This window comes from Bacillus sp. FSL K6-3176, from assembly GCF_038003325.1.
GTDB classification, from domain to species: domain Bacteria; phylum Bacillota; class Bacilli; order Bacillales; family Bacillaceae; genus Bacillus; species Bacillus altitudinis.
This window is the reverse complement of sequence record NZ_JBBOOX010000001.1, coordinates 2,147,295-2,173,379: the sequence shown is the minus strand read 5'-3', so window position 1 is coordinate 2,173,379 and position 26,085 is coordinate 2,147,295. Positions and strand designations below refer to the sequence as shown.

The 26,085-nt window shown below is 41.4% G+C and carries 34 protein-coding genes and 1 riboswitch; of the genes, 30 read left to right on the top strand and 4 right to left on the bottom strand.

Annotated elements, in window-relative coordinates; all coding sequences use genetic code 11:
• Positions 1-4 precede the first annotated feature (4 nt).
• The 19 genes from MHB38_RS11225 to lysA all read left to right on the top strand — a co-directional run bounded on the left by MHB38_RS11225 (position 5) and on the right by lysA (position 15,390).
• Entirely contained in the window at positions 5-1,135 is a 1,131-nt protein-coding gene (locus MHB38_RS11225; protein ID WP_008344415.1) for a S8 family peptidase, read from the top strand.
• 115 nt (positions 1,136-1,250) lie between these two features.
• Positions 1,251-1,895, top strand: coding sequence for a stage II sporulation protein M (gene spoIIM / locus MHB38_RS11220; RefSeq protein WP_046343901.1), 645 nt, complete (start codon positions 1,251-1,253; stop codon positions 1,893-1,895).
• 121 nt (positions 1,896-2,016) lie between these two features.
• Positions 2,017-2,469 carry a ferric iron uptake transcriptional regulator gene (gene fur / locus MHB38_RS11215; RefSeq protein ID WP_003215577.1) on the top strand — a complete coding sequence of 151 codons (453 nt, stop codon included), beginning with the start codon at positions 2,017-2,019 and terminating at the stop codon, positions 2,467-2,469.
• A 117-nt stretch (positions 2,470-2,586) separates the two neighbouring features.
• Entirely contained in the window at positions 2,587-2,814 is a 228-nt protein-coding gene (locus tag MHB38_RS11210; protein WP_008344420.1) for a YqzK family protein, read from the top strand.
• A 6-nt stretch (positions 2,815-2,820) separates the two neighbouring features.
• Positions 2,821-3,711, top strand: coding sequence for a site-specific tyrosine recombinase XerD (gene xerD / locus MHB38_RS11205; protein ID WP_007501057.1), 891 nt, complete (start codon positions 2,821-2,823; stop codon positions 3,709-3,711).
• 153 nt (positions 3,712-3,864) lie between these two features.
• Complete coding sequence (deoB, locus tag MHB38_RS11200) at positions 3,865-5,049, top strand: phosphopentomutase (RefSeq protein WP_058214176.1); 1,185 nt, start codon at positions 3,865-3,867, stop codon at positions 5,047-5,049.
• An 11-nt stretch (positions 5,050-5,060) separates the two neighbouring features.
• Positions 5,061-5,873 (top strand): purine-nucleoside phosphorylase, encoded by an 813-nt coding sequence (locus MHB38_RS11195; RefSeq protein ID WP_019743098.1) that lies wholly within the window; start codon positions 5,061-5,063, stop codon positions 5,871-5,873.
• Between the two features lie 159 nt (positions 5,874-6,032).
• The gene (locus MHB38_RS11190; protein WP_201297801.1) at positions 6,033-7,187 is read left to right on the top strand and encodes a D-alanyl-D-alanine carboxypeptidase family protein; all 1,155 of its coding nucleotides are present in this window, start codon (positions 6,033-6,035) and stop codon (positions 7,185-7,187) included.
• Positions 7,188-7,344: 157 nt separating this feature from the next.
• Positions 7,345-7,698: an anti-sigma F factor antagonist gene (gene spoIIAA, locus MHB38_RS11185; protein WP_008344431.1), complete on the top strand. Its 354-nt coding sequence runs from the start codon at positions 7,345-7,347 to the stop codon at positions 7,696-7,698.
• Positions 7,695-8,135, top strand: coding sequence for an anti-sigma F factor (spoIIAB, locus tag MHB38_RS11180; RefSeq protein ID WP_007501052.1), 441 nt, complete (start codon positions 7,695-7,697; stop codon positions 8,133-8,135). Before spoIIAA ends, spoIIAB begins: the two co-directional genes overlap by 4 nt.
• A 12-nt stretch (positions 8,136-8,147) precedes the next feature.
• A complete protein-coding gene (sigF, locus tag MHB38_RS11175) occupies positions 8,148-8,915 on the top strand; it encodes an RNA polymerase sporulation sigma factor SigF (protein WP_007501051.1) in 768 nt (255 codons plus the stop codon).
• Between the two features lie 114 nt (positions 8,916-9,029).
• A complete protein-coding gene (locus MHB38_RS11170; RefSeq protein ID WP_081114606.1) occupies positions 9,030-9,650 on the top strand; it encodes a stage V sporulation protein AA in 621 nt (206 codons plus the stop codon).
• Complete coding sequence (locus tag MHB38_RS11165; RefSeq protein WP_007501049.1) at positions 9,640-10,056, top strand: stage V sporulation protein AB; 417 nt, start codon at positions 9,640-9,642, stop codon at positions 10,054-10,056. Before MHB38_RS11170 ends, MHB38_RS11165 begins: the two co-directional genes overlap by 11 nt.
• A gap of 20 nt (positions 10,057-10,076) precedes the next feature.
• Positions 10,077-10,529, top strand: a complete 453-nt coding sequence (spoVAC, locus tag MHB38_RS11160; protein WP_024718929.1) for a stage V sporulation protein AC — start codon at positions 10,077-10,079, stop codon at positions 10,527-10,529.
• 12 nt (positions 10,530-10,541) lie between these two features.
• On the top strand, positions 10,542-11,558 hold the full coding sequence (gene spoVAD / locus MHB38_RS11155; protein ID WP_008344437.1) for a stage V sporulation protein AD: 1,017 nt from the start codon (positions 10,542-10,544) through the stop codon (positions 11,556-11,558).
• Positions 11,558-11,908, top strand: coding sequence for a stage V sporulation protein AE (gene spoVAE / locus MHB38_RS11150; RefSeq protein ID WP_007501045.1), 351 nt, complete (start codon positions 11,558-11,560; stop codon positions 11,906-11,908). The genes spoVAD and spoVAE overlap by 1 nt, the downstream gene beginning before the upstream one ends.
• A 6-nt stretch (positions 11,909-11,914) precedes the next feature.
• Entirely contained in the window at positions 11,915-12,523 is a 609-nt protein-coding gene (locus MHB38_RS11145; RefSeq protein ID WP_007501044.1) for a stage V sporulation protein AE, read from the top strand.
• Positions 12,477-13,949, top strand: coding sequence for a spore germination protein (locus MHB38_RS11140; RefSeq protein ID WP_007501043.1), 1,473 nt, complete (start codon positions 12,477-12,479; stop codon positions 13,947-13,949). Before MHB38_RS11145 ends, MHB38_RS11140 begins: the two co-directional genes overlap by 47 nt.
• Before the next feature lie 115 nt (positions 13,950-14,064).
• Positions 14,065-15,390 carry a diaminopimelate decarboxylase gene (gene lysA / locus MHB38_RS11135; protein WP_099496584.1) on the top strand — a complete coding sequence of 442 codons (1,326 nt, stop codon included), beginning with the start codon at positions 14,065-14,067 and terminating at the stop codon, positions 15,388-15,390.
• Positions 15,391-15,430: 40 nt separating this feature from the next.
• Here the strand turns inward: lysA and MHB38_RS11130 are convergent, their stop codons facing one another.
• Entirely contained in the window at positions 15,431-16,315 is an 885-nt protein-coding gene (locus MHB38_RS11130) for a DUF1002 domain-containing protein (protein ID WP_060781162.1), read from the bottom strand.
• Between the two features lie 321 nt (positions 16,316-16,636).
• Between MHB38_RS11130 and MHB38_RS11125 the strand changes: the two genes are divergently transcribed.
• Positions 16,637-17,074, top strand: a complete 438-nt coding sequence (locus MHB38_RS11125) for a peptidylprolyl isomerase (RefSeq protein WP_007501040.1) — start codon at positions 16,637-16,639, stop codon at positions 17,072-17,074.
• Positions 17,075-17,104: 30 nt separating this feature from the next.
• Here MHB38_RS11125 and MHB38_RS11120 read toward each other — a convergent pair whose 3' ends face one another.
• Positions 17,105-18,367 (bottom strand): MFS transporter, encoded by a 1,263-nt coding sequence (locus MHB38_RS11120; RefSeq protein ID WP_048003382.1) that lies wholly within the window; start codon positions 18,365-18,367, stop codon positions 17,105-17,107.
• 239 nt (positions 18,368-18,606) lie between these two features.
• Here MHB38_RS11120 and MHB38_RS11115 point away from each other — a divergent pair, with 239 nt between their 5' ends.
• The 7 genes from MHB38_RS11115 (at position 18,607) to MHB38_RS11085 (ending at position 22,952) form a co-directional block, all read left to right on the top strand.
• Positions 18,607-19,188: a TetR/AcrR family transcriptional regulator gene (locus MHB38_RS11115; protein WP_048003381.1), complete on the top strand. Its 582-nt coding sequence runs from the start codon at positions 18,607-18,609 to the stop codon at positions 19,186-19,188.
• Positions 19,189-19,388: 200 nt separating this feature from the next.
• Positions 19,389-19,625: a DUF2164 domain-containing protein gene (locus MHB38_RS11110; RefSeq protein ID WP_048003380.1), complete on the top strand. Its 237-nt coding sequence runs from the start codon at positions 19,389-19,391 to the stop codon at positions 19,623-19,625.
• Positions 19,626-19,859: 234 nt separating this feature from the next.
• On the top strand, positions 19,860-20,204 hold the full coding sequence (locus tag MHB38_RS11105) for a hypothetical protein (protein WP_008344451.1): 345 nt from the start codon (positions 19,860-19,862) through the stop codon (positions 20,202-20,204).
• A 114-nt stretch (positions 20,205-20,318) separates the two neighbouring features.
• A riboswitch (FMN riboswitch) is annotated at positions 20,319-20,460 on the top strand.
• A 248-nt stretch (positions 20,461-20,708) separates the two neighbouring features.
• Complete coding sequence (gene ribE / locus MHB38_RS11100; protein WP_026050106.1) at positions 20,709-21,359, top strand: riboflavin synthase; 651 nt, start codon at positions 20,709-20,711, stop codon at positions 21,357-21,359.
• An 11-nt stretch (positions 21,360-21,370) separates the two neighbouring features.
• The gene (ribB, locus tag MHB38_RS11095) at positions 21,371-21,994 is read left to right on the top strand and encodes a 3,4-dihydroxy-2-butanone-4-phosphate synthase (protein ID WP_017359786.1); all 624 of its coding nucleotides are present in this window, start codon (positions 21,371-21,373) and stop codon (positions 21,992-21,994) included.
• Between the two features lie 26 nt (positions 21,995-22,020).
• Complete coding sequence (ribH, locus tag MHB38_RS11090) at positions 22,021-22,485, top strand: 6,7-dimethyl-8-ribityllumazine synthase (protein ID WP_007501031.1); 465 nt, start codon at positions 22,021-22,023, stop codon at positions 22,483-22,485.
• Between the two features lie 113 nt (positions 22,486-22,598).
• The gene (locus MHB38_RS11085; RefSeq protein ID WP_008344455.1) at positions 22,599-22,952 is read left to right on the top strand and encodes a GNAT family N-acetyltransferase; all 354 of its coding nucleotides are present in this window, start codon (positions 22,599-22,601) and stop codon (positions 22,950-22,952) included.
• A gap of 224 nt (positions 22,953-23,176) precedes the next feature.
• On the opposite strand, the gene MHB38_RS11080 is transcribed toward MHB38_RS11085, so the two are convergent.
• The gene (locus MHB38_RS11080; protein WP_019743088.1) at positions 23,177-23,701 is read right to left on the bottom strand and encodes a DUF309 domain-containing protein; all 525 of its coding nucleotides are present in this window, start codon (positions 23,699-23,701) and stop codon (positions 23,177-23,179) included.
• An 88-nt stretch (positions 23,702-23,789) separates the two neighbouring features.
• Positions 23,790-23,882 carry a YjcZ family sporulation protein gene (locus tag MHB38_RS11075; RefSeq protein WP_008359694.1) on the bottom strand — a complete coding sequence of 31 codons (93 nt, stop codon included), beginning with the start codon at positions 23,880-23,882 and terminating at the stop codon, positions 23,790-23,792.
• 210 nt (positions 23,883-24,092) lie between these two features.
• Between MHB38_RS11075 and MHB38_RS11070 the strand changes: the two genes are divergently transcribed.
• From MHB38_RS11070 to MHB38_RS11060, 3 genes are all read left to right on the top strand, one after another.
• Positions 24,093-24,851 carry a segregation/condensation protein A gene (locus MHB38_RS11070; protein ID WP_007501021.1) on the top strand — a complete coding sequence of 253 codons (759 nt, stop codon included), beginning with the start codon at positions 24,093-24,095 and terminating at the stop codon, positions 24,849-24,851.
• Complete coding sequence (gene scpB, locus MHB38_RS11065) at positions 24,841-25,434, top strand: SMC-Scp complex subunit ScpB (protein ID WP_008344462.1); 594 nt, start codon at positions 24,841-24,843, stop codon at positions 25,432-25,434. Before MHB38_RS11070 ends, scpB begins: the two co-directional genes overlap by 11 nt.
• Positions 25,435-25,547: 113 nt before the next feature.
• Complete coding sequence (locus tag MHB38_RS11060) at positions 25,548-26,027, top strand: YpuI family protein (RefSeq protein ID WP_099496583.1); 480 nt, start codon at positions 25,548-25,550, stop codon at positions 26,025-26,027.
• The last annotated feature ends 58 nt before the right edge of the window (positions 26,028-26,085 follow it).

Here is a 26,085-nt window from a genome sequence, read left to right as displayed (position 1 = left end):
TATCGTGAAGGTCAAATCATTTGGAGCAGGGCTTTGTATGGCAAGTATGCTACTGGCATCGATGACATTCGGCGCATCAGATGTATCTGCAAAGGATCAAGCAAAAAAAGAGTATATGATCGGTTTTTCTTCTTCCGTTCAAGACAAAACACAAAAACAGCTTGTTGAAAAAGCCGGCGGTCATGTGAAAGAATCAATAGAGAAAATAGATATGATGAAAGTTTCGTTGAACGAAGCATCAAAAGAAAAACTACATCAAGCAAAAGAAGTTACTTTTATTGAGGAAGACCAAAAAGCAAAAACAAGCGGTCAAAGCGTTCCTTATGGCATCAAAAGCATCAAAGCACAAAAGGTACATAAACGAGGATATGCCGGACAGAATGTCAAAGTAGCTGTTCTTGACAGTGGAATCGACGGCAAGCATGAAGATTTACATGTAACTGGTGGTGTCAGCTTTGTTCCAACAGAGTCCGATCCGCTCGTTGACCCGCATGAACACGGAACTCACGTTGCAGGCACGATCGCAGCATTAGATAATAAAGTAGGCGTCGTTGGTGTGGCACCAAAAGCTTCGATCTATGCGGTGAAAGTGGCAGATGAAAATGGTGACGGCTACTATAGCTGGATCATTAAAGGCATTGAATGGGCGATTGAGAATGAGATGGATGTTATCAATATTAGTATGGGGGGAGCAAGTGAATCGGAGGCGCTGAAAGAAGCGGTAGATCGAGCTTATGACAACGGGATTCTCATTGTCGCATCTGCAGGAAATGCTGGGAGCTACGGGTCACTTAATACGATAGATTACCCGGCCAAATACAGCTCTGTCATGGCAGTCGCATCTGTGGATCAACGAAAGCAAAGAGCCTTTGATTCCTCTGTTGGGGAAGAAGTGGAAGTATCAGCACCAGGTGTTTCAACATTAAGTACCATTCCTCATAACGAATATGGATATAAGAGTGGAACGTCTATGGCATCACCTCATGTAGCTGGTGCTGCGGCAGTCATTCTATCAAAACATCCGAATCTGACAAATGATGAATTGCGTGAAAGGCTGACAAAAACGGCAACAAAACTTGGCGAACCTTTTTATTATGGCGCTGGGCTTGTGAACGTACAAAAAGCTGCACGATAAAGGAAACGAGAGAGCGGTGTACAGCTGCTTTCTCGTTTTTCTTTTTATAAAACTGTCATGTTTCGTCTGCTCTCTCATAGAATCTAGTAACCTTTACTATTTGGGAGGAAGGCGCATGCGGAAAAAGTCTTGGAAAGAACATCTTCTTCAGCACGTGAAAGATCATGTATCGATTTATTTGTTTGTTTCTGTACTATTTTTAATGGGCGTCATTTTTGGAGCCATTATCGTCAATAGTATGACAATGAGTCAGAAAGAGGATTTATTCTACTATTTAAATCAATTTTTTGGTCAACTGACGAATGAGAAAGCAGCAGAATCAAAAGACATGTTTTTGCAAAGCTTTTTGCATCATATGAAATATTTGGGCCTCATGTGGATACTCGGAATTTCCATCATTGGCCTGCCACTTATTTTTCTGATGATTTTTTTAAAAGGGATTGTAGTTGGGTTTACTGTTGGTTTTTTGGTCAATCAAATGGGGCTTAGCGGTTTTTTTCTATCTTTTGTCTCGGTGCTTCCTCAAAATATCTTGCTCATTCCTGCGTATTTAGTGATCGGAACTTGTGCGATTGCGTTCTCCATTCGTTTAATTGGTCAGCTTTTTATGAAAAAAACCATCAGTCAAGCGCCAATCCATTGGTTTGGCCGGTATGCTTCTGTTCTACTGATGATTTTAACCCTCGCTGCTCTTTCGTCCTTTTTTGAATCATACTTATCATTCATGCTGATGAAAAAGCTGGCAGGTGTTCTGTTTTGATGATTTTATAATCGTTATTAAATAATAATCAATTTATTTATCAATTTAAAATGATTATAGTTGGCTCTCTGCACATCATTTGATATAATGATCAAGTAATGTGGCGTAGGAGGGAAAGTCAATGGAAAATCGGATTGATCGAATTAAGAAACAGCTTCATTCTTCCAGCTATAAGCTCACGCCACAGCGTGAAGCAACAGTAAGAGTACTGCTTGAGAATGAAGAAGACCATTTAAGTGCAGAAGATGTATACCTCCTCGTAAAAGAGAAGTCTCCTGAAATTGGTCTTGCTACTGTTTATCGGACGTTAGAATTGCTTACTGAACTGAAAGTTGTTGATAAAATTAACTTTGGAGACGGCGTTTCGCGATATGATCTTCGCAAAGAAGGAGCCGCTCACTTCCATCACCATCTTGTCTGCATGGAATGCGGGACAGTCGATGAGATAGAAGATGATTTATTAGAAGATGTTGAAGAGATTATTGAACGCGACTGGAAATTTAAAATTAAGGATCATAGATTGACATTCCATGGTATTTGCCACCGGTGTCATGATGATGAATCCGGCAAATAATCCGAATTGGAACCTTTTCATTCAAGATGAAAAGGTTTTTTGCATGTTCGCTGTATATTCCTTGTCCCACCTGGCATATGCTGAAGTAATGAGAACACGAGAAAGGACATGAAGAACATGCGAAAATGGCTCAAAACAACAGGGGAAGTAATGAAAGTATTTATCTTGTTCACTGGTTTTACCGTCCTGTTCTATTATGCTATGATATGGATAAATTCAGAATATGAAAGCTATCATCGTTATGATAAACCAGAAGGTGCAGCGATAAAAGTGATGGAAATGGATCAGCCGAAACAAGACAGCTGGCAGGATCGATTGATTTATTTTTATCAAAACGGGGAGTAGAAACCATTGAAGGATCAATTATCCGACTTTATTCATTTTATGACAGTAGAGAGAGGGCTCTCTGAAAATACCATTGTCTCTTATAAAAGAGATTTACAGAACTATTTGTCTTTTTTAATGACGCATGAACAATTGACAGATGTAAAAGACGTCACACGCCTTCATATTATTCATTATTTAAAACAGTTAAAAGACGAGGGGAAATCGAGTAAAACGTCCGTCCGTCATCTATCATCGATACGCTCCTTTCATCAATTTTTGCTCCGTGAAAAAGTGACAACAGATGACCCGTCATGGAACATTGAATCACAAAAAACAGAGCGGAAATTACCGAAAGTTCTATCATTAGATGAGGTAGAAAAACTGCTCGATACACCTAAGCAGCAAACACCATTTGACTACCGTGACAAAGCCATGCTCGAACTTTTATATGCAACAGGTATTCGCGTAAGTGAAATGCTTGATCTGACTCTTGCAGATGTGCATCTGACCATGGGGTTTATCCGCTGTTTTGGAAAAGGAAGAAAAGAGCGGATCGTGCCTATTGGTGAAGCTGCTGCAAGTGCGATTGAAGTGTATATAGAAAAAGGCAGAAACAAGCTGCTCAAAAAACAGCCGGCCGATGCTTTGTTTCTGAACCATCACGGAAAAAAAATGTCGCGGCAGGGCTTTTGGAAGAACTTAAAGAAACGAGCCATAGAAGCAGGTATTCAAAAAGAATTGACGCCTCATACGCTCAGACATTCATTTGCGACACATTTGCTTGAAAACGGTGCGGATCTTAGAGCCGTACAGGAAATGCTCGGACATGCCGATATTTCTACTACACAAATTTACACACATGTCACAAAAACAAGATTAAAAGACGTGTATCACAAATTCCATCCAAGGGCATAAGTAAAGCATGGCACGGTGAACGTGTATCATGCTTTTTTATGTTTGGACCGTTTATGGTTGTCAATTGACTTGAAAACGGTTTATACTTGAGATGTCTGACCTCTCCAGTTGTGAAAGGTGAAAGGACAAGAATATTGAAGGAGGCGCTTTTTTATGCCTGATTATCAGTATAAACGTATTTTCCTCATTGTGATGGATTCAGTAGGAATCGGGGAAGCACCTGATGCTGCTGATTTTAATGATGTAGGTGCAGATACACTTGGACATATTGCTGAAAAAATGAACGGGCTTCATATGCCGAATATGGCGAAGCTTGGGCTAAGTCATATTAAAGAAATTAAAGGAATTCCAGCGGACGAAAAACCGCTTGCGTATTATGGAAAAATGCAAGAAGCATCCAATGGGAAAGACACAATGACAGGACATTGGGAAATCATGGGTCTTTACATCGACACACCATTTAAAGTCTTTCCAGACGGCTTTCCAGATGAACTGTTAAATGAATTAAAAGAAAAAACAGGGCGCGGCATCATTGGAAATAAACCAGCGTCTGGTACAGAAATTCTGGATGAGCTTGGCGAAGAGCACATGAAAACAGGCGATTTAATCGTTTATACTTCAGCAGATTCTGTGCTGCAAATTGCTGCACACGAAGAAGTTGTGCCATTAGACGAACTTTACCGCATTTGCGAAATCGCACGTGAACTGACTTTAGATGAAAAATATATGGTAGGGCGCATCATCGCTCGTCCATTTGTCGGGGAGCCGGGGGCATTTGTTAGAACACCAAATCGTCATGACTATGCATTAAAACCATTCGACCGTACCGTCATGAATGAATTGAAAGATAATGGACTTGATGTCATTGCGATCGGAAAAATCTCTGATATTTATGATGGTGAAGGAATCACCTCTTCACTCAGAACGAAATCCAACATGGATGGAATGGACAAGCTAGTGGAGACGCTGAAAACAGACTTTACTGGGCTGAGCTTCTTAAATCTTGTCGACTTTGATGCGCTTTATGGACATAGAAGAGATCCAGAAGGCTACGGTAAGGCACTAGAGGAATTTGACGCACGTCTACCTGAAGTGTTTGATCTATTAAAAGAGGATGATCTGCTTGTGATCACGGCAGATCACGGAAATGACCCGGTTCATCACGGAACAGATCATACAAGAGAATACGTTCCGCTTATTGCTTACAGCAAAAAGCATCAAGAAGCGAATGAGCTACCAACAGCGAAAACATTTGCTGATCTTGGGGCAACGGTAGCAGATAATTTTAAATCAACGCTGCCAAAATACGGCACAAGCTTTTTATCTAAACTCAAATAGGGGGAAATCACGTGGGAGCACAGTTTTCAGAAGCGGCGGCATATATTAAACAAGCATCGACATATGTACCAACAGTTGGATTGATTTTAGGTTCAGGTCTTGGCATTTTAGCCGATGAGATTGAAAATCCAATCAAATTGAAATATGAAGATATTCCTGGATTCCCTGTTTCAACAGTAGAAGGGCATGCAGGGCAGCTCGTCATTGGAACGCTGAAAGGCACGGTCGTTTGTGCCATGCAAGGACGTTTCCATTACTATGAAGGGTATGATATGAAGCAGGTGACATTTCCTGTCCGTGTGATGAAAGAAATCGGCATTGAGACATGTATTGTGACAAATGCAGCGGGCGGTGTGAATACGTCCTTCCATCCTGGCGATCTCATGCTGATTACAGATCATATCAATATGATGGGAACCAATCCGTTAATTGGACCAAACGACAGTCAAGGGGTTCGTTTCCCTGATATGTCTGCACCGTATGATAAAGATTTGCTGGCACTTGCAGAGAAAACGGCTAAACATTTAGGCATATCTGTGCAGCAAGGGGTTTATGCAGGAATGACAGGCCCTTCATATGAAACACCGGCAGAGGTTCGTTTCCTCAGAACGCTAGGCGCTGATGCAGTCGGTATGTCGACTGTGCCAGAAGTGATTGTGGCACGTCATGCAGGCATAAAAGTACTTGGTATTTCATGCATCTCTAATGCGGCTTCAGGTATTTTAGATCAGCCGCTTTCTCATGATGAAGTGATCGAAGTGACGGAAAAAGTGAAAGCAAGTTTCCTTGATTTAGTGAAAGAAGTTGTCAAACAACTCTCATAGATCGCGTGAAAAAGCCTTCTGTTCATGAAACAGAGGGCTTTTTTTTATGGCAATCAAACGATCTCTGAATAAAACAGCCTTTATGAGGAAAAAATAGAAAGGATTACGATAATGGAGGTCTGCCACTTGAAACGTCATATATGTGCATTGTTTACTTTAATGATCCTTATCTCAATGGTTTCACCATCAGCGATGGCAAAAGAAAAGATTGAAAAGCCAGGAGAAAAACAAACATCAGAATTGGCGCATGAAGCCAAATCAGCGATTTTAATGGAACGTGACACGGGAAAAGTGCTTTACAACAAAAACAGTGATGAAAAGCTTGCCCCTGCAAGTATGACCAAAATCATGACGATGCTTCTCATCATGGAAGCGATGGATCAAGGGAAATTAAAAATGACTGATAAAGTAAGAACGAGCGATCATGCAGCATCTATGGGAGGCTCACAAATTTTCCTTGAACCGGGAGAAGAAATGACGGTTAAAGACATGCTAAAAGGCATTGCGATTGCGTCAGGAAACGATGCTTCGGTTGCCATGGCAGAACATATTGCTGGATCTGAAGAACAGTTTGTTGAGCAAATGAACAAAAAGGCAAAAGAGCTTGGGCTCACCTCAACGGTCTTTCAAAATCCAACAGGACTTCCTGAAAAAGATCATTACAGCACGGCTCATGATATGGCAAAAATGGCGAAAGAGCTGTTGAAATATGAAGAGATCACCAAGTTCACAGGTGTATACGAAGACTATCTTCGTCAGAACACGGATAAAAAATTCTGGCTTGTGAATACAAACCGTCTCATTAAATTTTATCCAGGTGTGGATGGGGTGAAAACAGGGTTTACAGGCGAGGCGAAATACTGTCTAACGGCTTCCGCTAAAAAAGGGAACATGCGCGTCATTGCTGTTGTATTCGGCGCAAGCACGCCAAAAGACAGAAATGCCCAAGTCGTCAAAATGCTGGATTACGCCTTTAGTCAATATACAACGCACCCTCTGTACAAGCGTGGTCAAGATGTAGCAGAGATCAAAGTGAGCAAAGGGAAAAAGAAAAAAATTCAGCTTGTCACGTCTGAACCGATTTCTCTTTTAACGAAAAAAGGCGAAAATGTCGATCAGATCAAAAAAGAAATTAAATTAACTCAAGATGTCACAGCCCCATTTTCAAAAGGAACGAAACTTGGCACCATCATCTTGAAAAAAGATGGAAAAGTGCTTCATGAAAGTCCTGTTGAAGCGAAAGAAGATATGGAAAAAGCCGGTGTTTGGACGTTCTTCAAACGGGCGATGGCCGAATTTGTTAAATGGAAGTAAAAGGTGAAAGACTGCTGCAACTGGCAGTCTTTTTTGCTATGAACGAAAAGAACATCTAAATGTGACGAATGATCACTAGTTTTGTCATGGTGAAGGATTTGCATGTGAAGAAAGAGAAACATTCTTTATCCGAAAATAGAGCAAGGAGGAAGAAAAGATGAGCCTTGGTATTGATTTTCAAATAAAAGAGAGCGTACTTTGCATTCGGTTGACAGGGGAGCTTGATCATCACTCCGCAGAGACATTGAGACAAAAGGTGACGAATTATTTGGAAACAGAGGACATTCGCCACATCGTGCTGAATTTAGCTGATTTATCGTTTATGGACAGCTCTGGGCTCGGAGTGATTTTAGGAAGATACAAAGAAATTAAACAGCTTGGCGGTGAAATGGTCGTCTGTGCGATCTCGCCAGCAGTGAACCGTTTATTTGATATGTCCGGCTTGTTTAAAATTATTCGTATGGAGCCTTCAGAGCAAACTGCGCTGCAAACATTGGGGGTGGCATCATGACAAATGAAATGAATCTGACTTTTTCTGCTTTAAGTCAAAACGAATCCTTTGCGAGAGTAACGGTGGCAGCATTCATCGCTCAGCTCGATCCAACATTAGATGAGCTAACAGAAATCAAAACCGTCGTATCAGAGGCGGTCACGAACTCGATCATTCACGGGTATGACGGGAATCCAGACGGCAAGGTGCACATTAGCGTCACACTGGATGACCATATTGTGTATCTGACGATTCGAGACGAAGGCATGGGCATTTCAGATCTTGAGGAAGCAAGGCAGCCGCTTTTTACGACGAAACCAGACTTAGAGCGTTCCGGGATGGGTTTTACGATCATGGAGAACTTTATGGATGATGTCATGGTGGACTCATCTCCAGAAATGGGCACAACAATCCGCTTAACAAAGCATCTATCAAAAAGCAAAGCGCTTTGTAATTAAGGAGCTGCTCATATGGATGTGGAGGTAAAAAAGCAAGCAAAAAAAGCACAGCTGTCTAATGATGAAGTGAAACAGCTCATCAAAAAAAGCCAAGACGGAGATCAACAAGCAAGAGACCTCCTCGTAGAAAAAAACATGCGTCTTGTTTGGTCCGTTGTTCAGCGCTTTTTAAATAGAGGATATGAACCAGATGATCTGTTCCAAATAGGCTGTATTGGCCTGCTGAAATCTGTTGATAAATTTGATTTGTCTTATGATGTGAAGTTTTCGACCTATGCCGTTCCAATGATCATTGGTGAAATTCAGCGTTTCATTCGTGATGATGGAACCGTCAAAGTCAGCAGGTCCTTAAAGGAACTTGGAAATAAAATTAGGCGGGCAAGGGACGAATTGTCTAAATCTCATGGACGAATGCCGACTGTTCAGGAAATCGCTGAATATCTGGACATCACACCTGAGGATGTTGTCCTCGCTCAAGAAGCGGTCCGCTCACCATCATCTATTCATGAAACCGTGTATGAAAATGACGGCGATCCGATTACGTTGCTCGATCAAATTGCCGATCATTCAGAAGAAAGATGGTTTGATAAAATTGCGCTAAAAGAGGCGATTAAAGAATTAGAAGAGCGTGAGAAACTGATTGTCTATTTAAGGTATTATAAAGACCAAACACAATCAGAAGTAGCAGAAAGACTCGGAATTTCCCAAGTGCAAGTCTCACGGCTTGAAAAGAAAATTTTAAAACAAATCCAAATGCAAATGGATCAAAAAGACAGCTAGCCAATTCGGCTGGCTTTTTTTGTGTGGTAATTACCGGTAAATCAAGTTCTTTCAGTATGAGAACCATTTTTCACCACATACTATTTTTAACCCATCGTATAGGAAGTGACTTGGATGGACGGACAAATCTTTATTCGGCTGCGCCATCGGATTAAGACTGGTAATGATCAGCTTATCTATTTAGAGGATATTGCCCAAATCACTGGAGATGACAGTGCTGTGCAAAAGCTGAGCAAAATGCCAATATACCATGTCAGCAAAAAGGATCGTCACATCGTTGTGTTAGATATCATGCATGTGGTCAAAACGATCAAAAAAGCGTGGCCTGACATCGACATTCAAACAGTCGGAGGCTCAGAAGTCATTGTTGAAATAGACACAGGCAAACGTCAGCTGTCCCCCGTATTATTCGTGTTTGTATGGCTCCTCTTATTTGTCGGAGCGGCCCTTGCCATCATGAATTTCCATGAGGATGTTAGTATGCGGCTTGTTCATATCCGCCTTTACGAGATGATTACTGGAAACACGGTTGAGCATCCGTATTTATTACAAATTCCATATAGCTTTGGACTCGGTTTGGGCATGATTTTATTTTTCAATCATGTGTTTAAAAAGCGTTTAAACGAAGAGCCAAGTCCGCTTGAAGTGGAAATGTTTAAATATCAGCTCGATCTTGATCATTATGTCGCACTCAATGAAAACAAAGAAACATTGAAAGATATCCATGATCGGTAAATGGCTTTTTGTGGTGCTTGTTGGGCTCGGCGGCGGTTTAACGGTAGGGGCAGGATTTGTGGCGTTTCTCACAGTGCTTGGTATTATCCCTCGATTAATGCAATTAACGAAAACGCAGCGTTTCATTCAAGGATATGAGGCTGCCGTGATAAGTGGAGCGGTCGTTGGCGGCTGGGCTACTTTAAGTCAAGTCCATTTGCATTTATCCAAATGGCTAGCGCTTCCGATCGGTCTTTTATCTGGCATTTTTGTCGGCATGCTTGCAGCCGCACTCACTGAAGTGTTAAATGTACTTCCTATCTTAACGAAAAGAATTGGAATGGACGGGAAAATTGTGCTGTTGCTCATGGCCATCGTCTTAGGAAAGGTGTTTGGCTCGCTATTTCATTGGCTTATTTATATTTAAAAATGTGGAGGGAACAACACGTGTCAAGTTTAAAAGAGAACTATCCATCTAAAGTGAAAACGTATCAGCCGAAACCTCCTTATGTACTGAACTGCATCAAGGCTTTTCTTGTCGGCGGTTTGATTTGTGCGATAGGCGAGGGATTGCAAAATTTCTATATTACTTTTTTTGATTTTAATGAGAAGACAGCAGGGAATCCAACGGTGGCGACCCTTATTTTAATTTCTTCTATTTTAACTGGTATTGGTATTTACGATAAAATCGGCCAGTTTGCTGGAGCGGGATCAGCTGTCCCGGTGACAGGATTTGCAAATAGCATGACAAGTGCGGCTCTTGAGCATAAAAGTGAAGGGCTTGTGTTAGGTGTAGCGACCAACATGTTTAAACTGGCTGGGAACGTCATTGTGTTTGGCGTCGTCTCGGCATATGTCGTAGGGATTATTCGATACGTCTTGGAAAAGATGTTTTCGTAGGAGGAATAAAACGTGAAACTAACAGGTAAGCAATCTTGGGTATTTGAACACAAGCTTTATGTGAATGCGGAAGGAACAGCTGCAGGACCGAAAGAAAAAGAAGGCCCAATCGGTCATCTCATTGATAAAACCTATGATGAAATGCACTGTTATCAAAAGAACTGGGAAATGGCTGAAAGGCAGCTCATGGATGATGCCATATCAATGGCCTTATCAAAAGCCAATTTGCAAAAAAGTGATATTGACCTTCTGCTGGCAGGAGATTTACTGAACCAAAACGTGACAGCCAACTATGTGGCAAGAGAACTCAAAATCCCGTTTCTTTGTTTATTTGGTGCCTGCTCCACATCTATGGAATCAGTTGCCATTGCCTCAGCGCTAGTAGATGGTGGCTTTGCCAATAGAGCACTTGCTGCGACAAGCAGTCACAATGCGACGGCAGAGCGGCAATTTCGTAATCCAACAGAATATGGCGGGCAAAAACCCGATACAGCCACAAGTACAGTGACAGGGAGCGGTGCTGTCGTCATCAGCCAAGAACCTTCCCAAATTCAAATTACAAGTGCCACCGTCGGACGGGTGATGGATCTTGGGATTACAGATCCATTTGATATGGGTTCGGCTATGGCGCCTGCAGCGGCAGACACAATCAAACAACATTTAGAAGACTTAGGAAGAACAGTAGATGATTATGATCTCATCCTAACAGGAGATCTATCTGGAATTGGATCGCCTATTTTAAAGGATCTTCTGAAAGAAGATGGCATTCAGCTTGGACGAAAGCATGATGATTGCGGATTAATCATATACACACCTGATCAAAATGTATTCGCTGGAGGCAGCGGCTGTGCCTGCTCAGCTGTCGTGACATTCAGTCACATCTTTCAAGAAATGAAAGCAGGGAATTTACAAAGAGTATTGGTTGTAGCAACCGGGGCGCTTCTCAGCCCAATGATGGTTCAGCAAAAAGAGACCATTCCAACCATTGCGCATGGAGTTGTATTTGAGCGTGCAGGAGGAGAAAGCTAATGGATTATTTGATTGCTTTTGTTGCAGGCGGACTGATTTGCGTGATCGGCCAGCTTTTACTTGATGTACTGAAACTCACACCGGCACATGTCATGACCACCTTTGTTGTGGCGGGGACGATTTTAGACGGGTTTGGTATTTATGATAAATTTATTGAATTTGCAGGAGCGGGTGCTACCGTCCCTATCGTAAGCTTTGGTCATAGCTTGCTTCATGGGGCGATGCATCAGGCTGATGTCCACGGATTTATTGGAATCGGAATTGGGATTTTTGAGTTAACCTCTGCTGGAATATCAGCTGCGATTTTATTTTCATTTATCATTGCACTTATCTTTAAACCGAAAGGATAACCTAATATGGGGCAAAGACGCAAAGTCATTTTAGTGACAGACGGAGATATATATGCTGCCAAAACGATTGAGCTTGTCGCAAAGAAAGTCGGCGGAAGATGTATTTCCAGCTCAAAAGGGAATCCGAGCAAACGAACAGGACCAGAACTGGTCCAGATGATTTTGAAAACGCCGTATGACCCAGTGTTTGTCATGTTTGATGATTCTGGCTTAACAGGTGAAGGAACAGGGGAGACGGCGATGAAGCACGTAGCACGTCACCCTGAAATTGAAGTGATTGGCGCCATTGCAGTGGCATCTAAAACCCATCAAGCGGAATGGACAAAGGTACATGTCTCCATTGACCGGGAAGGTGAACTGACAGAATACGGCGTTGACAAACATGGACTTCCAGAAATGGAACCACACAAAATGAGTGGAGATACAGTGTATTGTCTCGATTCACTACAGCTTCCGATTGTTGTCGGCATTGGAGATATTGGCAAGATGGGACGGAAAGATGATCTAAGCAAAGGGTCCCCCATCACAATGAAGGCAGTCGAATTAATTTTAGAAAGGAGCGGTTTCCATGAAGAAAGACAAGGTGCACGTGTACCGAGATCCGAAGAAAAATGAAGATTTTTTCAAAGACAATGTCGGGATGGGTCTTAGCTTTGACCTTGGCGTTCGGAAAATTTATGTCCATGATCAGGAAATCCAGCTTTACTATGTAAATGGATTATGTGATACACAATATGTGATCTATTTATTAAAAGAACTGATTGAAATCAATGACAACGAACCTGAATCAGATGATCTTGCACGTGTGGTAGAAAACCGTCTTGTCAATCAGCAAGTCTCAAAAGTTGAAACGCTTGATGAGGCAGTGGATCAAGTGCTGTCTGGACTTGTGGCAGTCGTTGTCGAAGGTGAAAATTACGCATTTATTATTGATGTCAGGAGCTACCCTGGCAGAATGCCGGAGGAACCGGATACAGAAAAGGTTGTCAGAGGTGCAAGAGACGGCTTTGTTGAAAACATCATTGTGAACACAGCACTCATTCGCAGAAGAGTGCGGGATGAAAAACTGCGATACAAAATGCTTAAAGTAGGCGAGCGCTCTAAAGCAGACGTCTGTGTTTGTTATATTGAAGACATTGCTGATCCTGATCTTGTTGATATTATCGAAAAGGAAGTGTCTGGGATTAAAGTTGACGGACTGACGATGTCTGATAAAACAATAGAAGAATTTATCATTAAGCAAGGATATAATCCCTTCCCGCTTGTGCGATACACCGAGCGCCCAGATGTAGCCGCTAACCATATATTAGAAGGGCATGTCATCATCATTACGGATACATCTCCTAGTGTCATCATTACACCAACCACTATTTTTCATCACGTTCAACATGCTGAAGAATACCGCCAGGCGCCAGCAGTTGGGACTTTTTTAAGATGGGTGCGTTTTTTAGGCATCTTATGTTCTACTTTTCTTTTGCCGATCTGGTTTCTTTTTATTCTAGAACCGAATCTTCTGCCAGACAATCTAAGCTATATTGGATTTAACAAACCTTCTCATATCCCTGTCATTCTCCAAGTATTCCTTGCTGATTTTGGGGTGGAATTTTTACGAATGGCGGCGATCCATACGCCGACCGCCTTGTCGACTGCCATGGGCTTGATTGCGGCCGTTTTAATTGGACAAATTGCAATTGATGTCGGTTTATTTACACCAGAGGTCATATTATACGTCTCGCTAGCAGCCATCGGCACATTCACCACTCCAAGTTATGAACTGAGTGTCGCTAATAAAATCATCCGACTGATCATATTAGCACTAGTAGCGATCTTTAAGCTGAATGGATTGATCATCGGTTTTACGCTGTTACTTATTTATTTAACATCCATTCGTTCCTTACAGACGCCTTATATGTGGCCGTTTATTCCTTTTAATGGAAAGGCTTTATGGCAAGTGCTCATTCGGACGTCTGTACCTGGCTCAAAAGTAAGGCCAAGCATCGTTCACCCTCAGAACAGATCAAAAATTCCGCCAAATTCTTAACGCTCGTTGAAAGTGGCTGAAGATTGTGATATTGTATTTTTAACTTTGAGAAACGGCAAAAGGCAGCTTGTGCAGCTGTCTTTTTTCAGCCGAGGCGGAGAAAGAGGGAATGACATTGTATTTACACGGCACTTGCAGACAAAATGAACTCGGACATTTAGAAATTGGTGGTGTTGATGCCGTTTCTTTAGCTGAAACGTATGGGACACCACTTTATGTATATGATGTGGCTTTAATACGGGAGCGTGCAAAAAGCTTTCAGAAAGCATTTATTGAAGAAGAACTAAAGGCTCAGGTGGCATATGCGAGTAAGGCGTTTTCTTCTATTGCCATGTTCCAGCTGGCAAAAGAAGAAGGCTTATCACTTGATGTCGTTTCAGGCGGGGAGCTGCACACAGCTATTTGTGCCGGGTTTCCAGTAGAAAAAATTCATTTCCATGGTAACAACAAAAGCAGAGAAGAATTAAAGATGGCATTAGCGCATGGAATCGGCTGTATTGTAGTTGATAATTTTTATGAAATCAACCTCATTGAACAGCTTGGTCAAGAGCTGTCAAAACAGGTGAAAGTACTCCTCCGCATCACGCCGGGTGTTGAAGCGCATACGCATGACTATATTACAACAGGTCAAGAAGATTCAAAATTCGGTTTTGATCTTCATAATGGACAAGCAGACGAAGCAGTCAAACAAGTGCTTAAATCAGAAGTGATCGAGCTCTTAGGTGTTCATTGTCATATCGGCTCACAAATTTTTGATACGGCTGGTTTTGTCCTTGCAGCAGATAAAATTTTCTTGAAGCTAGATGAATGGAGAGAATCATTTGGATTTATTTCCACAGTGCTGAACTTAGGCGGCGGCTTTGGCATCCGTTATACAGAAGAGGATGAGCCACTGCCTGCGACTGAATATGTGGAGAAAATTATTCAAGCGGTGAAAGAAAATGTAGCCCGCTATGAATTTGAGATGCCTGAAATCTGGATTGAGCCAGGCCGCTCCCTTGTTGGAGATGCGGGAACCACTCTTTATACGATCGGCTCATCCAAACATGTACCTGGCATTCGCGATTATGTAGCCATTGACGGCGGAATGAGTGATAACATTCGACCTGCTTTATATCAAGCAAAATATGAAGCTGCGAGCGCCAATAAAATGAACCAAACGCATAATCAAACGGTGTCCATTGCAGGGAAATGCTGCGAGAGTGGAGATATGCTCATTTGGGATATTGATCTACCAGAGTTATCACAGGGAGACTTGTTAGCTGTCTTTTGCACAGGAGCTTATGGCTACAGCATGTCAAACAACTATAACCGCATCCCGCGCCCGGCTGTAGTATTTGTAGAAGACGGGGAAGCGCAGCTTGTCGTTGAGCGTGAGACATATGAGGACATTGTCAAATTGGATTTACCTTATCAATCAAAAGTGAAATCATCGACTTAAAAAAAGCTGCCTGATCATCAGGCAGCTTTTTCTATGACATTTATTTTCCACCAGTAAATACAGAGACGATCGCATTCCAAATGGAGACAAAGAAATCCCAAATCTTCTGTAGAAGGTTTTTCCCTTCATCTGATTCTATGAATTTTGTAATCTTGTCTTTTGCTTTATCAATTTGAGATCCGACTTGTTTCCAATCGATATTGATATTTTTCATTTTATCGAAGAGAGAGACAAGTTGATCTTTTTGGTCTTGCGTTAGATTTAAGTTCAAATCAGAAGCGGCTTGATCTACTTTTTCTTCCACTTCTTTTGTTGTTTTAGGAACTCCATTTTTGGCAATGTCATCTTTGATTTTTGCAATCAGGGCAGAAGCATTGTCTTTTCCAATAGAGTCACCCAATTTAGATGTTGTTACAAGCTCTTCGTTAGCCACCTGTTTCACATCTTCGGGAATGGCTTTGTCGCTTGACACTTCATAGGCTTTTAATAAACCTGTCAGTGCTGCTGTGCCAGATACTTCAAACGGCGCCGTCACGACAACCTTTGCATCTTTCACGCCTGCGGTCATTAAAGCATTTAAATACATCTCATCTGTAATGGTCTTAATGTTATGTGTATCCACGGTCAGACCCGCACCTGATTTTTCAATGGTGATGGATGAAGATGATAATGCTCGAGTCCCGATTTGAGAACGAGGGATATACTTTCCTAAATATTCGTGCTCTTCTTTATTGGTTACTTCAATTTTTGTCGCATTTTCAGGTGGATTCAACTCGTCAAGCACCTTCTGGCGATCAGCCGGTGTTAAGTCTTGCCCGAGTGTGACGATGACATCGCCGACAGCTGCATCCGCTAAGCTGACTTTTGGCGCACCAATCAGTAAAAGGAGCGCTGCCATCATACCAAGCATTGTTTTTTTAAACATGTTGACCTCCTTCAAGTCGAAAGCGTTTCTCGATGGTGAGAAACTCATCTTTTGAGTACATGATTTGAATCGTACTCCATCATATAGACGTAACAAATCAGTCTGACGTTTCAATTTTCTTTTAAAGATGTTTGAAACCTCCAAGATGATGAAGTGATTTGCTCAGTCTGTGATCATTTCCTTAGGAGAAAAGGATCAAGCTCTTTTATTTTATCAATGATGGCAAAAGAGGTAAATCACATTAGGTAAGCAGGGGATGTTTAACATCACCGAAAATGTGCTATAATGAGCGTTGTTTAACCTGAAAGGAGAATGTGAAAAATGGCGAAAAAAGGATACATACAATTAACGAATGGAAAGAAAATTGAGTTTGAACTTTACCCAGAGGCTGCTCCAGGTACAGTAGCAAACTTTGAAAAATTAGCGAATGAAGGTTTCTACGACGGATTGAAATTCCACCGCGTGATCCCAGGGTTCGTAAGCCAAGGCGGCGATCCGAACGGTAATGGAACTGGAGGACCTGGTTACACAATTAAATGTGAAACAGAAGGAAACCCTCATCAGCACGAGAGAGGTTCATTATCAATGGCACACGCTGGTAAAGACACTGGCGGCAGCCAATTCTTTATCGTACATGACCCACAGCCGCACTTAAACGGTGTTCACACTGTTTTTGGTAAAGTAACATCTGGTATCGAGGCTGTTCTTGATATGGAACAAGGACAAGGCATGGAAAAAGTCGAAGTGATCGATGCTTAATCCAAAACACCGCTTAATTGCGGTGTTTTTTTATTTTAAATCTGATGTTCCTGTGATCTGTGCCGTGAAGCGGTAGGTGATCATCCAATATAAAAGGGCTAAGGCGCTGATAGAGGCTCCAAATAGACATACCCCATTCCAGCCAGCGTTTGCGTATATGTTAGTTGATACAATAGAACCGAGCGCACTGCCGAGGGAATAAAAAATCATATAAGCAGCAGTCAGCCGGCTTCTCGCCTCAGGCCGGACCATGAAAATCATACTTTGATTGGTCACGTGAACGGCCTGCACAGATAGGTCAAGAATGACGATACCAACGATTAACAAAATAAGGGAATATTCAGTGAAAAAAATAAAACACCATGAAAAGAGTAATAGGACAAGGGCGATGCACGTTGTTAACTGTCCTAAGCCTCGATCAGCAAGGCTTCCAGCTCGAGCGGCACCTAATGCTCCGGCAACTCCAGCAAGGCCAAATGCACCAATCGCCGTATGTGACAGATTGTATGGCGTAGTGCTGAGAGGCAGCACAAGTGAAGTCCATAGCGTGCCAAACACAACAAAGATCAGAAAACCCAGTACGCCACGAATACGTAGAATCCGTTCTTGTCTGAACAATATAAACATTGAAGCGAGCAAGTTCACATAGGATATGGAGACTCTCTTGCTGTCAGCACGCGGAAGATACCGGTACAACACGCCAGTAATGATCAGCATCATCACGCCGGAAACGAGATAGACTGATCTCCAGCCGGCGAGATCGGTTAGTACACCAGCAAACGTTCGTGCGAGAAGAATACCAATCACAATTCCACTTTGAACCAAGCCCACTATGCGGCCACGTTCTTCAGGAGCGGCCCATGTCGCTGCGAATGCTACGAGTACCTGAGTGACTACAGCAAGCAGTCCCACCGCAGCTAGTCCTATGAACAGGACGGTGGCGGTAGGGGCGATACCGACTAGAACGAGAGATAACACGGATACTAGCATTTGAGCTACAATGAGCCGCCGTTGGTTGAACAGATCACCAAGTGGTACGATCAGTAGCAGTCCTAGCGCATAACAAAGCTGAGTAATCATAATGACCATACCAATGGCTGAATAGCTGATACCAAACTCGGCTGCGAGGGAGTCTAATAATGGCTGTGCAAAGTATATGTTTGCAACTGCCATCCCTGAGGCTGTCGAAAACAGTAGAGCCATATTACGAGTCATCGTTGATCGGGTATTTATTTGTAAATGAGTTGTTTCCAAATCAGAATGTTCAACGGCATTCATTTTTTCTTTTTTCATGCATGTCAGCAGCTCCTTTTGTACTGAAAAGTATAATATACTGATTGGTATAAAATGATTCCTGTTAAGGATAACCAGAGAAACGTTTTAAAGTCAAGATGATGTAGTGAAGATCTAGTCAATTTGACAATGATATGTCAATAAAATAAAATGATAATATACCGATGAGTAAAAAACGTTATAAGAAATAGATGATTGATTTAGTGAAGAGATTTTTATGATAGAAATGAGGGTTGATAATGGTTCGACAACGGGAATTTGATGAGGAAAAAGCGTTAGATGAGGCCTTGTTGCTTTTTTGGGAGAAGGGGTACAGAGCGACTACATTAAGCGACTTAACTGCAAAAATGGGAATACAACGGCCAAGCTTATACTCAGCGTTCGGTGATAAAGAGGAATTGTTTGAAGCAGCATTACGCAAATATACAACTCAGCATGCTGCCTACATTCGAACCAAACTTCAAAACAATCTATCTGTAAAGGAAGCATTTCATACATTATTTGCTGAATTAGTAGAAGAGGAATATGGACATGGGCCGAGTAAAGGGTGCTTCTGCATCAATACAATAGTCGAGCTTGCCCCACACGAAGAGAAATTTGAAATCCTCACAAGAGAGCATCAGATGTATCTTTCGGTCATTTTTGAAGAAAAAATTGTACAAGGTATTCGCTCGGGTGAGCTCGAAAGCAGTCTGAATGCCAAAGCCTTAGCACAGGCGCTGGTTGTTTCTTTTATTGGACTTACAGTTCTCATGAAATCTCGCCCAGAGCGTTCATTTGTAGATCATTCTGTAGCGACGATACTATCCATATTGAAATAAATAGTCTATATAAAGAAAGCGTATTTTGATCCATTGATTAAAACACGCTTTTTCTTTTAGGGTGTGATGGACACGTTTTTGTGATATGATAAGAGAACAAACATTCGTATTCGTGAGTGTCACCATATGTAGCTCTAAAAATAAGTGGAAGTGCACATCTAAAAAGCGTGTGATCATGCTGAAAGAAAGCAGGAGATACTTTGAAACCATTAACAAAAGAAGAAAAAAACCAGATGATGATTGCCATTCAGCGTTACTTTGCCGAAGAACGAGAAGAGGAGATTGGTGAATTAGCAGCCATCAATCTATTAGAATTTATCACAAAATATCTTGGAAGCTACTATTATAATCAAGGGGTTCGTGACAGCCGAAATATCGCTGTTCAAAGATCTCAATTGTTAGAGGAAGATCTATTCGCACTAGAGAAAAGAATATAATCAAAAAGCTCGTCTATCTTATTCATCCTGCTAACAGATAAAGAGGAAAAAAGACCCCCTTAATAAAGAACGCATATTCGTATCATATGTAATGATGAAAAGGTGGAACCAAAAGTCCATTTGAATCGTTATATAAGTAACCATTAATGAAAATCAGCTTTTTTGGTTTTATTTCATCAAAAGAAGGAATAGAACATACAAATAGGCGAAGTGCAGATGATGGAGGTTCTAAATATGGGGAAAATCAAATTGAAAATCGCAATCTTATTTGTTTTACTGCTTTGTTTAGGCGCAGGTTATTTATACATGAATGGCATGAAAATTGAAGATGTGCCAACAGCCATTGGCGAAAGTTTAACGAATAATGATAAAGATTACACAATCTATGAATATACCATTACAAAAATTGATGGTGATGAGTATTACGGTCAAGCCAAAAATGGCACGAAAATCATTTTTAACGGGAAGAAATTTGAAGATGATGTGGCCGATCTGAAAAAAGGCGATCGTATTAAAGCATACTTTAGTAATGAAAAAAGAATAGACGGTCTTATAAAAGTAGTAAAAGTCGTCAATTAACAAGTCTCCTTTCCTATAGGGAGGCTTTTTTTATGAATAAGTGAATAAATCTTGATTGTTGCATTTGACCACAAGGATCGCTATAATAGCCCCTAAGGACAGCTAAATATCGATTGTATCCTTCGGGGCAGGGTGAAAATCCCGACCGACGGTAATAAAGCAAATGCTTTACAGCCCGTGACCCGTTAATTTATTAACGGTTGATTCAGTGAGAAGCTGAAGCCGACAGTGAAAGTCTGGATGGGAGAAGGATAACGAGAGCTATGTATGAACAAAAAATATGTGTTGATCATAGTTTTATTTCTAATGCAAAAAAACCACAGCCCCGGAATTTTTCCGGGGCTTTCTGTATGTCAATATAGTCATCACATGCAGTGTTTATTAGGTGATCCCTCATCTTGTATGGACCATAAAAAGCGACGAAGGTGTTCAATCGATCACATGTCCCAAACATCGCTTTTTCATAAAGTGAGAAATACAAAAGAAAGAGAAAGGGAGGATCACATGTTTACGGGGATTATTGAAGAAGTGGGTACAGTCCAGTCATTGAGCAAAAGATCCGCAGATGCCATGGAAATCATCATCAAGTGCAGTCGTGTACTAGAAGATGTTCACCTAGGCGATAGTATCGCCATCAATGGCGTTTGTCTCACTGTCACAAGCTTCACAAAAGAACAGTTTGCGGCAGATGTGATGCCTGAGACGGTCAAAGCGACATCACTTGATCAGCTTGCGCCAGGTAGCCAAGTGAATTTAGAGCGAGCGATGTCATCAAATGGACGATTCGGCGGTCATTTTGTTTCAGGCCATGTCGATGGAACGGCTGTGATTACCCGTGTAGAAAAGAAGAGTAATGCCATTTACTATGATTTGAAAATGGACAAGACCCTCACAGATATGCTCACAAAAAAGGGATCGATCGCAATAGACGGCGTCAGCTTGACTATTTTCGATTTGCGAGATGCTCATGTGACAGTTTCTATCATTCCACATACGCTTGAAGGAACTATTTTCCCGACTAAATCTATGGGGGATGTAGTAAATATTGAATGTGACATGATCGGTAAATACATTTATCGCTTTTTAACAAAAGAGCAAAACGAAAAGCAGCCGTCACGATTAACCCCATCATTTTTAAAAGAGCACGGATTCTAGGAGGCGATTGTATGTATCATTCAGTTGATGAGGCAGTAAATGCCCTGAAACGAGGAGAAATCATTATCGTAGTAGATGATGAAGACAGAGAAAATGAAGGAGACTTTGTGGCACTTGCTGAGCATGCAACGCCGGAAGTCATTAACTTCATGGCTTTACATGGAAGAGGTCTTATTTGCACACCAGTTCATGCCTCGATTGCGAAACACTTGGATCTGCATCCCATGGTCGAGCGAAATACGGATGCACATCATACAGCATTTACAGTGAGCATCGACCATACGTCAACGACAACTGGTATAAGTGCTTTTGAGCGCTCAACGACCATTTTGGCCATGTTAAATAAAGAGTCAAAACCAGAAGATTTTGCCCGCCCAGGTCATGTTTTCCCTCTTATTGCGAAAGAGGGAGGCGTAGTAGAAAGACCAGGTCATACAGAAGCGGCTGTTGATCTTGCTAAACTTGCGGGTTCAGTGCCAGCGGGTGTCATATGTGAAATTATGAATGCAGATGGCACCATGGCCCGCGTACCCGAACTACAAAAAATTCAAAAAGAACACGATTTAAAGATGCTGACGATTGAAGCATTGCAGGCATATATAAACAAGCAAACAACGACAATGAAAACAAAATAAAAATCACAAAAAAGGATGATGAACATATGAATACAATACAAGGGAATGTAGTAGCAGAAGGATTAAAGTTTGGAATCGTCGTCGCTAGATTTAATGATTTCATTACAAGCAAACTGCTAGACGGAGCAGAAGATACATTGCTTAGACACGGAGCAAACGGTGACGATATTGATGTCGTGTGGGTGCCGGGGGCTTTTGAAATTCCGTATATGGCAAAAAAACTAGCAGAAACAAAAAAATATGATGCAGTCATTACACTTGGAACCGTGATTCGCGGGGCAACATCACATTACGATTATGTTTGTAATGAAGCGGCTAAAGGAATCGCACAAAGTGCCATCTCAACAGGGGTGCCGATTATCTTTGGTGTACTGACAACAGAATCTATTGAACAAGCCATTGAAAGAGCCGGTACAAAGGCTGGAAATAAAGGCAGTGAATCGGCTGCAGCTGCTATTGAAATGGCCAACCTAAATCGAACGTTTCGTTAATTTGATGAAAAAGAGTTTAAAAACAACCTAAAAGTGTTTATAATGTGTGATGAGCAAGTGATTCATAAGACATTTGCTGGAAAATAGGATAATTTTAATATTGAGGGGTATATATGTTAATTCGTTACAAGAGGTCTTTTGAAAAAATTGCCATGGGACTCCTGTCCTTTATGCCGGGTGAGAAAGACGTCAAACAGCTTCAGCAGACGATAAAGTCGTATGAAATGGATGAAGATCGGCAGCTGTTCCTTTGGAAAGATGGTGAGGATATCGTCGGTGCGATTGGTGTGCTGAAAACAGACGACCAAGTACAAATCGAACATATTAGTGTCAATCCGTCCCATCGTGACCAAGGCATCGGCAAGGAAATGGTATTAGCCGTGGAAGAAGTATTCAAAACGAAAACACTCATTCCAAATGAATTAACGCAAGGCTTCTTTCATAAGTGTCACAGTGAAACAAACTAAATATCACACATGTAAAAGCAGAGGTTATATGCCTCTGCTTTAGATTGTTGACAAAGGGCTAAAATGAACTTGATTTTAGCCCTTTGTCTTCTTTTCAGCGTGATAGAAAACCTTTGCAGTCTAGGAAGGACGAGTACTGGAGCGGAGCGAATTCGATATTCGTGAGCACCGGCACGCAGGACTGACACCGAATGCGAGGGTTTGTCTACACGCTGAAGCAGAGGTTATATGCCTCTGCTTTTTTTACGTTCCATCTGCTTTTCACGTTCAAGCAATACGTCCGTCCGATCACGCAGTCTATGTTTTTCAATTAAGAATGTATGGGATAAGTTGCTCTCCTGTCCGAAGGTTAAGCCTTCTTTTTCCGCCATCTCTTGGCATAAAGAAAGAAGCGTTTCATCTCGGATTGGCAGCATCACACTTTCGTAGGGCATGTCTTCATCGATTTTCTTTTTCAGTGTTCTCAGCAGTAAAAGAAATGCCTCTTCATCAAGACCTAATTCTGTTAGTATGTTCCGGTCCGAATCTAATATATGAAGGCTGTTTGAAATCAGCCGTTTTGCTCCTTTTCCATTCCCTCGTCTTTGATGATACAAAGCAACAGCAAGCTGAATGAGACCCACCCAGTACTTTTTGCGCTGATGAGGAGGATCTTCTTTCCAAAATTCTTCAAGAATTTCATGACACTCAAAATAATCTCTTGTCGTATGAAATTCATGTAAAAAAGCCACGTACGCTTTAGGATACACAGCGGTCATCTCCTTTTCCACTATCAGTCTAACATACCGAAAAGAAAAGAAGAAAGAGCGCCCCTTTATGAAAGGACGCTCTGTTTCTTTAATAAACCCAAGCCGCGCCAACGATGATCAGCAAGATGAACAGCACAACAATAAGCGCAAATCCTCCGCCGAAGTAATAACCATCTCCCATAATGTTACGGCCTCCTTTTTCATCAGTTCTGATTACAATGGTATTCTATGTATAAATGCCCTCATTGGTATGGGCGAATCCACTGTTTTTCTTTTTTTGCCTGCTGCCTCATAGTCGAAATTATATTGGACGAGAGCTTTATGGTGTCTTATACTAAAGGTTAGCCGATGAAAACGGTACTTAGAAGACAGTAGAAATGGTGAGAAAAGAATGCTGGAATATCAGGTGAAAATAGATTCGTTTGAGGGTCCTTTGGACTTGCTTTTACATTTAATTAACCGTTTGGAAATTGATATTTATGATATTCCCGTCGCTAAAATTACGGAGCAGTATTTATTATATGTCCACACGATGAGGGAGCTTGAACTTGATGTTGCAAGTGAGTATTTGGTGATGGCTGCAACCCTCCTGAGCATTAAAAGCAGAATGCTTCTCCCAAAACAAGAGGAAGAGCTGTTTGATGAAGACCTGATGGAAGAAGAAGAGGACCCTCGTGATGAGCTGATTGGCAAATTAATTGAATACCGCAAGTATAAAAATGCAGCGCAAGAACTGAAAGAACGTGAAGAAGAGCGGCAAAACGCCTTCACAAAACCACCAAGTGATTTAAGTGAATTTGCAAAAGAAGCAGAAGCGAAGGACACAAACTTACACGTCACGGTGTATGATATGTTAGGTGCGTTCCAAAAGGTATTGAACCGCAAAAAAATAACAAAACCAGCACCATCAAAGATTACAAGACAAGAAATCCCGATTGAAGACAAAATGAATGAGATTATGAACCATTTAAGAAAAACAAAAAAGCGGACCAATTTCATGACTTTGTTTCAACATGATCAAAAGGAACACCTTGTCGTGACATTTCTTGCTGTTCTCGAATTGATGAAAAGCCATCAAATCATGCTGGAGCAGGAAGGAAACTTTGAAGATATTTATATCATAGGGAGTGAAACGATTCATGACGCTTGATATCGTGAATTGGAAAGCCATCTTAGAAGCGCTGCTATATGCAGCAGGTGACGAAGGCTTAACAAGAAAACAGCTCATGTCTGTTCTTGAAGTTGATGAGGCAGCGTTGCTTGATATTATGTCTGCCGTAAAGGAAGAATATCAAAAACAAGAACGAGGGATTGAGCTTATTGAATATGCAGATTCATATATGCTGCTGACGAAAAAAGAATACAGCGTATATTTAAAAAAATTAGTAGAGACACCATCGAAAGGTTTGTCACAGGCAGCGCTAGAAGTGCTCGCCATTGTCTCGTATAAACAACCGATTACACGCAGCGAAGTCGAGGAGATCAGAGGCGTTAAATCAGAACGAGTGCTGCATAGTTTAGTGGCCAAAGCACTGCTCTGTGAAGTAGGACGTGCCGATGGACCGGGACGAGCGATCCTTTATGGGACAACACCTACCTTTTTAGAGCAATTTGGTTTAAAAGCCTTAGATGAATTACCGCCACTTCCAGAGAATGTGGAAGCAGATGGGGTACAAGAAGAGGCTGATCTCTTTTTTGAAAACTTCAATCAAACATTTGAAGAGATAAAATAGTTCAAAATAAGGAAAAATGTATGATAAAATATAACAAAGATTTTAGGTCTAAAACCTTTGTTTGAAAGATAAAATGGTGACAAAGCCATGAGGGGAAGGTAAACACGAAACAAATGGCACATATGAATGTAAAGGCTCAAGTTGATCAAGCAGGCGTTTTTTTATCAAAGGTTGCAGTTGAAGTGAATGGTTTTCTGAACGAAGCTACCTTATCAAGCTTGAAACGATTAAACCCGGAAGCGGAAGCCTATTATTGTGACATATTAAGTACATTGCGGAAGCTTGCAGTTTATAGCGAGGATGCCGCGGCGGTTTGCAGGAAAATCGGGCAGCAGCAGACATTCCCGCAGCAAGCCGCACAGCAGACGCTTCATCGTATTTATCATCAATGTATTGAAGAATTTTTTACACCAAAAAAGGATACATGGTATGAAGATAGCCGTTCAGCCTACACAGGAAAAAGCTGCATTGTTTTCCATCATGAAGTATCGGCTGAAGTCAAATGTTTGTTTTCTTCATTAGAAAAAGAGTTTTTAACGATGAGAGAAGAGCTGGAATATACAACATCTCATCAGCAAATGAAAATGGTATAAAGAAGACAAGGCAACTCTCACATGAGAGTTGCTTTTTTTTATGGACGAGGCATCATAA

Excerpts from the sequence above, each read along its gene's own strand:
- spoIIM (WP_046343901.1), top strand. The coding sequence starts at position 1,251 with ATGCGGAAAAAGTCTTGGAAAGAACATCTTCTTCAGCACGTGAAAGAT.
- fur (WP_003215577.1), top strand. The coding sequence starts at position 2,017 with ATGGAAAATCGGATTGATCGAATTAAGAAACAGCTTCATTCTTCCAGC.
- MHB38_RS11210 (WP_008344420.1), top strand. The coding sequence starts at position 2,587 with ATGCGAAAATGGCTCAAAACAACAGGGGAAGTAATGAAAGTATTTATC.
- deoB (WP_058214176.1), top strand. The coding sequence starts at position 3,865 with ATGCCTGATTATCAGTATAAACGTATTTTCCTCATTGTGATGGATTCA.
- MHB38_RS11190 (WP_201297801.1), top strand. The coding sequence starts at position 6,033 with ATGATCCTTATCTCAATGGTTTCACCATCAGCGATGGCAAAAGAAAAG.
- spoIIAA (WP_008344431.1), top strand. The coding sequence starts at position 7,345 with ATGAGCCTTGGTATTGATTTTCAAATAAAAGAGAGCGTACTTTGCATT.
- spoIIAB (WP_007501052.1), top strand. The coding sequence starts at position 7,695 with ATGACAAATGAAATGAATCTGACTTTTTCTGCTTTAAGTCAAAACGAA.
- sigF (WP_007501051.1), top strand. The coding sequence starts at position 8,148 with ATGGATGTGGAGGTAAAAAAGCAAGCAAAAAAAGCACAGCTGTCTAAT.
- MHB38_RS11170 (WP_081114606.1), top strand. The coding sequence starts at position 9,030 with ATGGACGGACAAATCTTTATTCGGCTGCGCCATCGGATTAAGACTGGT.
- MHB38_RS11165 (WP_007501049.1), top strand. The coding sequence starts at position 9,640 with ATGATCGGTAAATGGCTTTTTGTGGTGCTTGTTGGGCTCGGCGGCGGT.
- spoVAE (WP_007501045.1), top strand. The coding sequence starts at position 11,558 with ATGGATTATTTGATTGCTTTTGTTGCAGGCGGACTGATTTGCGTGATC.
- MHB38_RS11145 (WP_007501044.1), top strand. The coding sequence starts at position 11,915 with ATGGGGCAAAGACGCAAAGTCATTTTAGTGACAGACGGAGATATATAT.
- MHB38_RS11140 (WP_007501043.1), top strand. The coding sequence starts at position 12,477 with ATGAAGAAAGACAAGGTGCACGTGTACCGAGATCCGAAGAAAAATGAA.
- MHB38_RS11130 (WP_060781162.1), bottom strand. The coding sequence starts at position 16,315 with ATGTTTAAAAAAACAATGCTTGGTATGATGGCAGCGCTCCTTTTACTG.
- MHB38_RS11125 (WP_007501040.1), top strand. The coding sequence starts at position 16,637 with ATGGCGAAAAAAGGATACATACAATTAACGAATGGAAAGAAAATTGAG.
- MHB38_RS11120 (WP_048003382.1), bottom strand. The coding sequence starts at position 18,367 with ATGAAAAAAGAAAAAATGAATGCCGTTGAACATTCTGATTTGGAAACA.
- MHB38_RS11115 (WP_048003381.1), top strand. The coding sequence starts at position 18,607 with ATGGTTCGACAACGGGAATTTGATGAGGAAAAAGCGTTAGATGAGGCC.
- MHB38_RS11105 (WP_008344451.1), top strand. The coding sequence starts at position 19,860 with ATGGGGAAAATCAAATTGAAAATCGCAATCTTATTTGTTTTACTGCTT.
- ribE (WP_026050106.1), top strand. The coding sequence starts at position 20,709 with ATGTTTACGGGGATTATTGAAGAAGTGGGTACAGTCCAGTCATTGAGC.
- ribB (WP_017359786.1), top strand. The coding sequence starts at position 21,371 with ATGTATCATTCAGTTGATGAGGCAGTAAATGCCCTGAAACGAGGAGAA.
- ribH (WP_007501031.1), top strand. The coding sequence starts at position 22,021 with ATGAATACAATACAAGGGAATGTAGTAGCAGAAGGATTAAAGTTTGGA.
- MHB38_RS11085 (WP_008344455.1), top strand. The coding sequence starts at position 22,599 with ATGTTAATTCGTTACAAGAGGTCTTTTGAAAAAATTGCCATGGGACTC.
- MHB38_RS11075 (WP_008359694.1), bottom strand. The coding sequence starts at position 23,882 with ATGGGAGATGGTTATTACTTCGGCGGAGGATTTGCGCTTATTGTTGTG.
- MHB38_RS11070 (WP_007501021.1), top strand. The coding sequence starts at position 24,093 with ATGCTGGAATATCAGGTGAAAATAGATTCGTTTGAGGGTCCTTTGGAC.
- scpB (WP_008344462.1), top strand. The coding sequence starts at position 24,841 with ATGACGCTTGATATCGTGAATTGGAAAGCCATCTTAGAAGCGCTGCTA.
- MHB38_RS11060 (WP_099496583.1), top strand. The coding sequence starts at position 25,548 with ATGGCACATATGAATGTAAAGGCTCAAGTTGATCAAGCAGGCGTTTTT.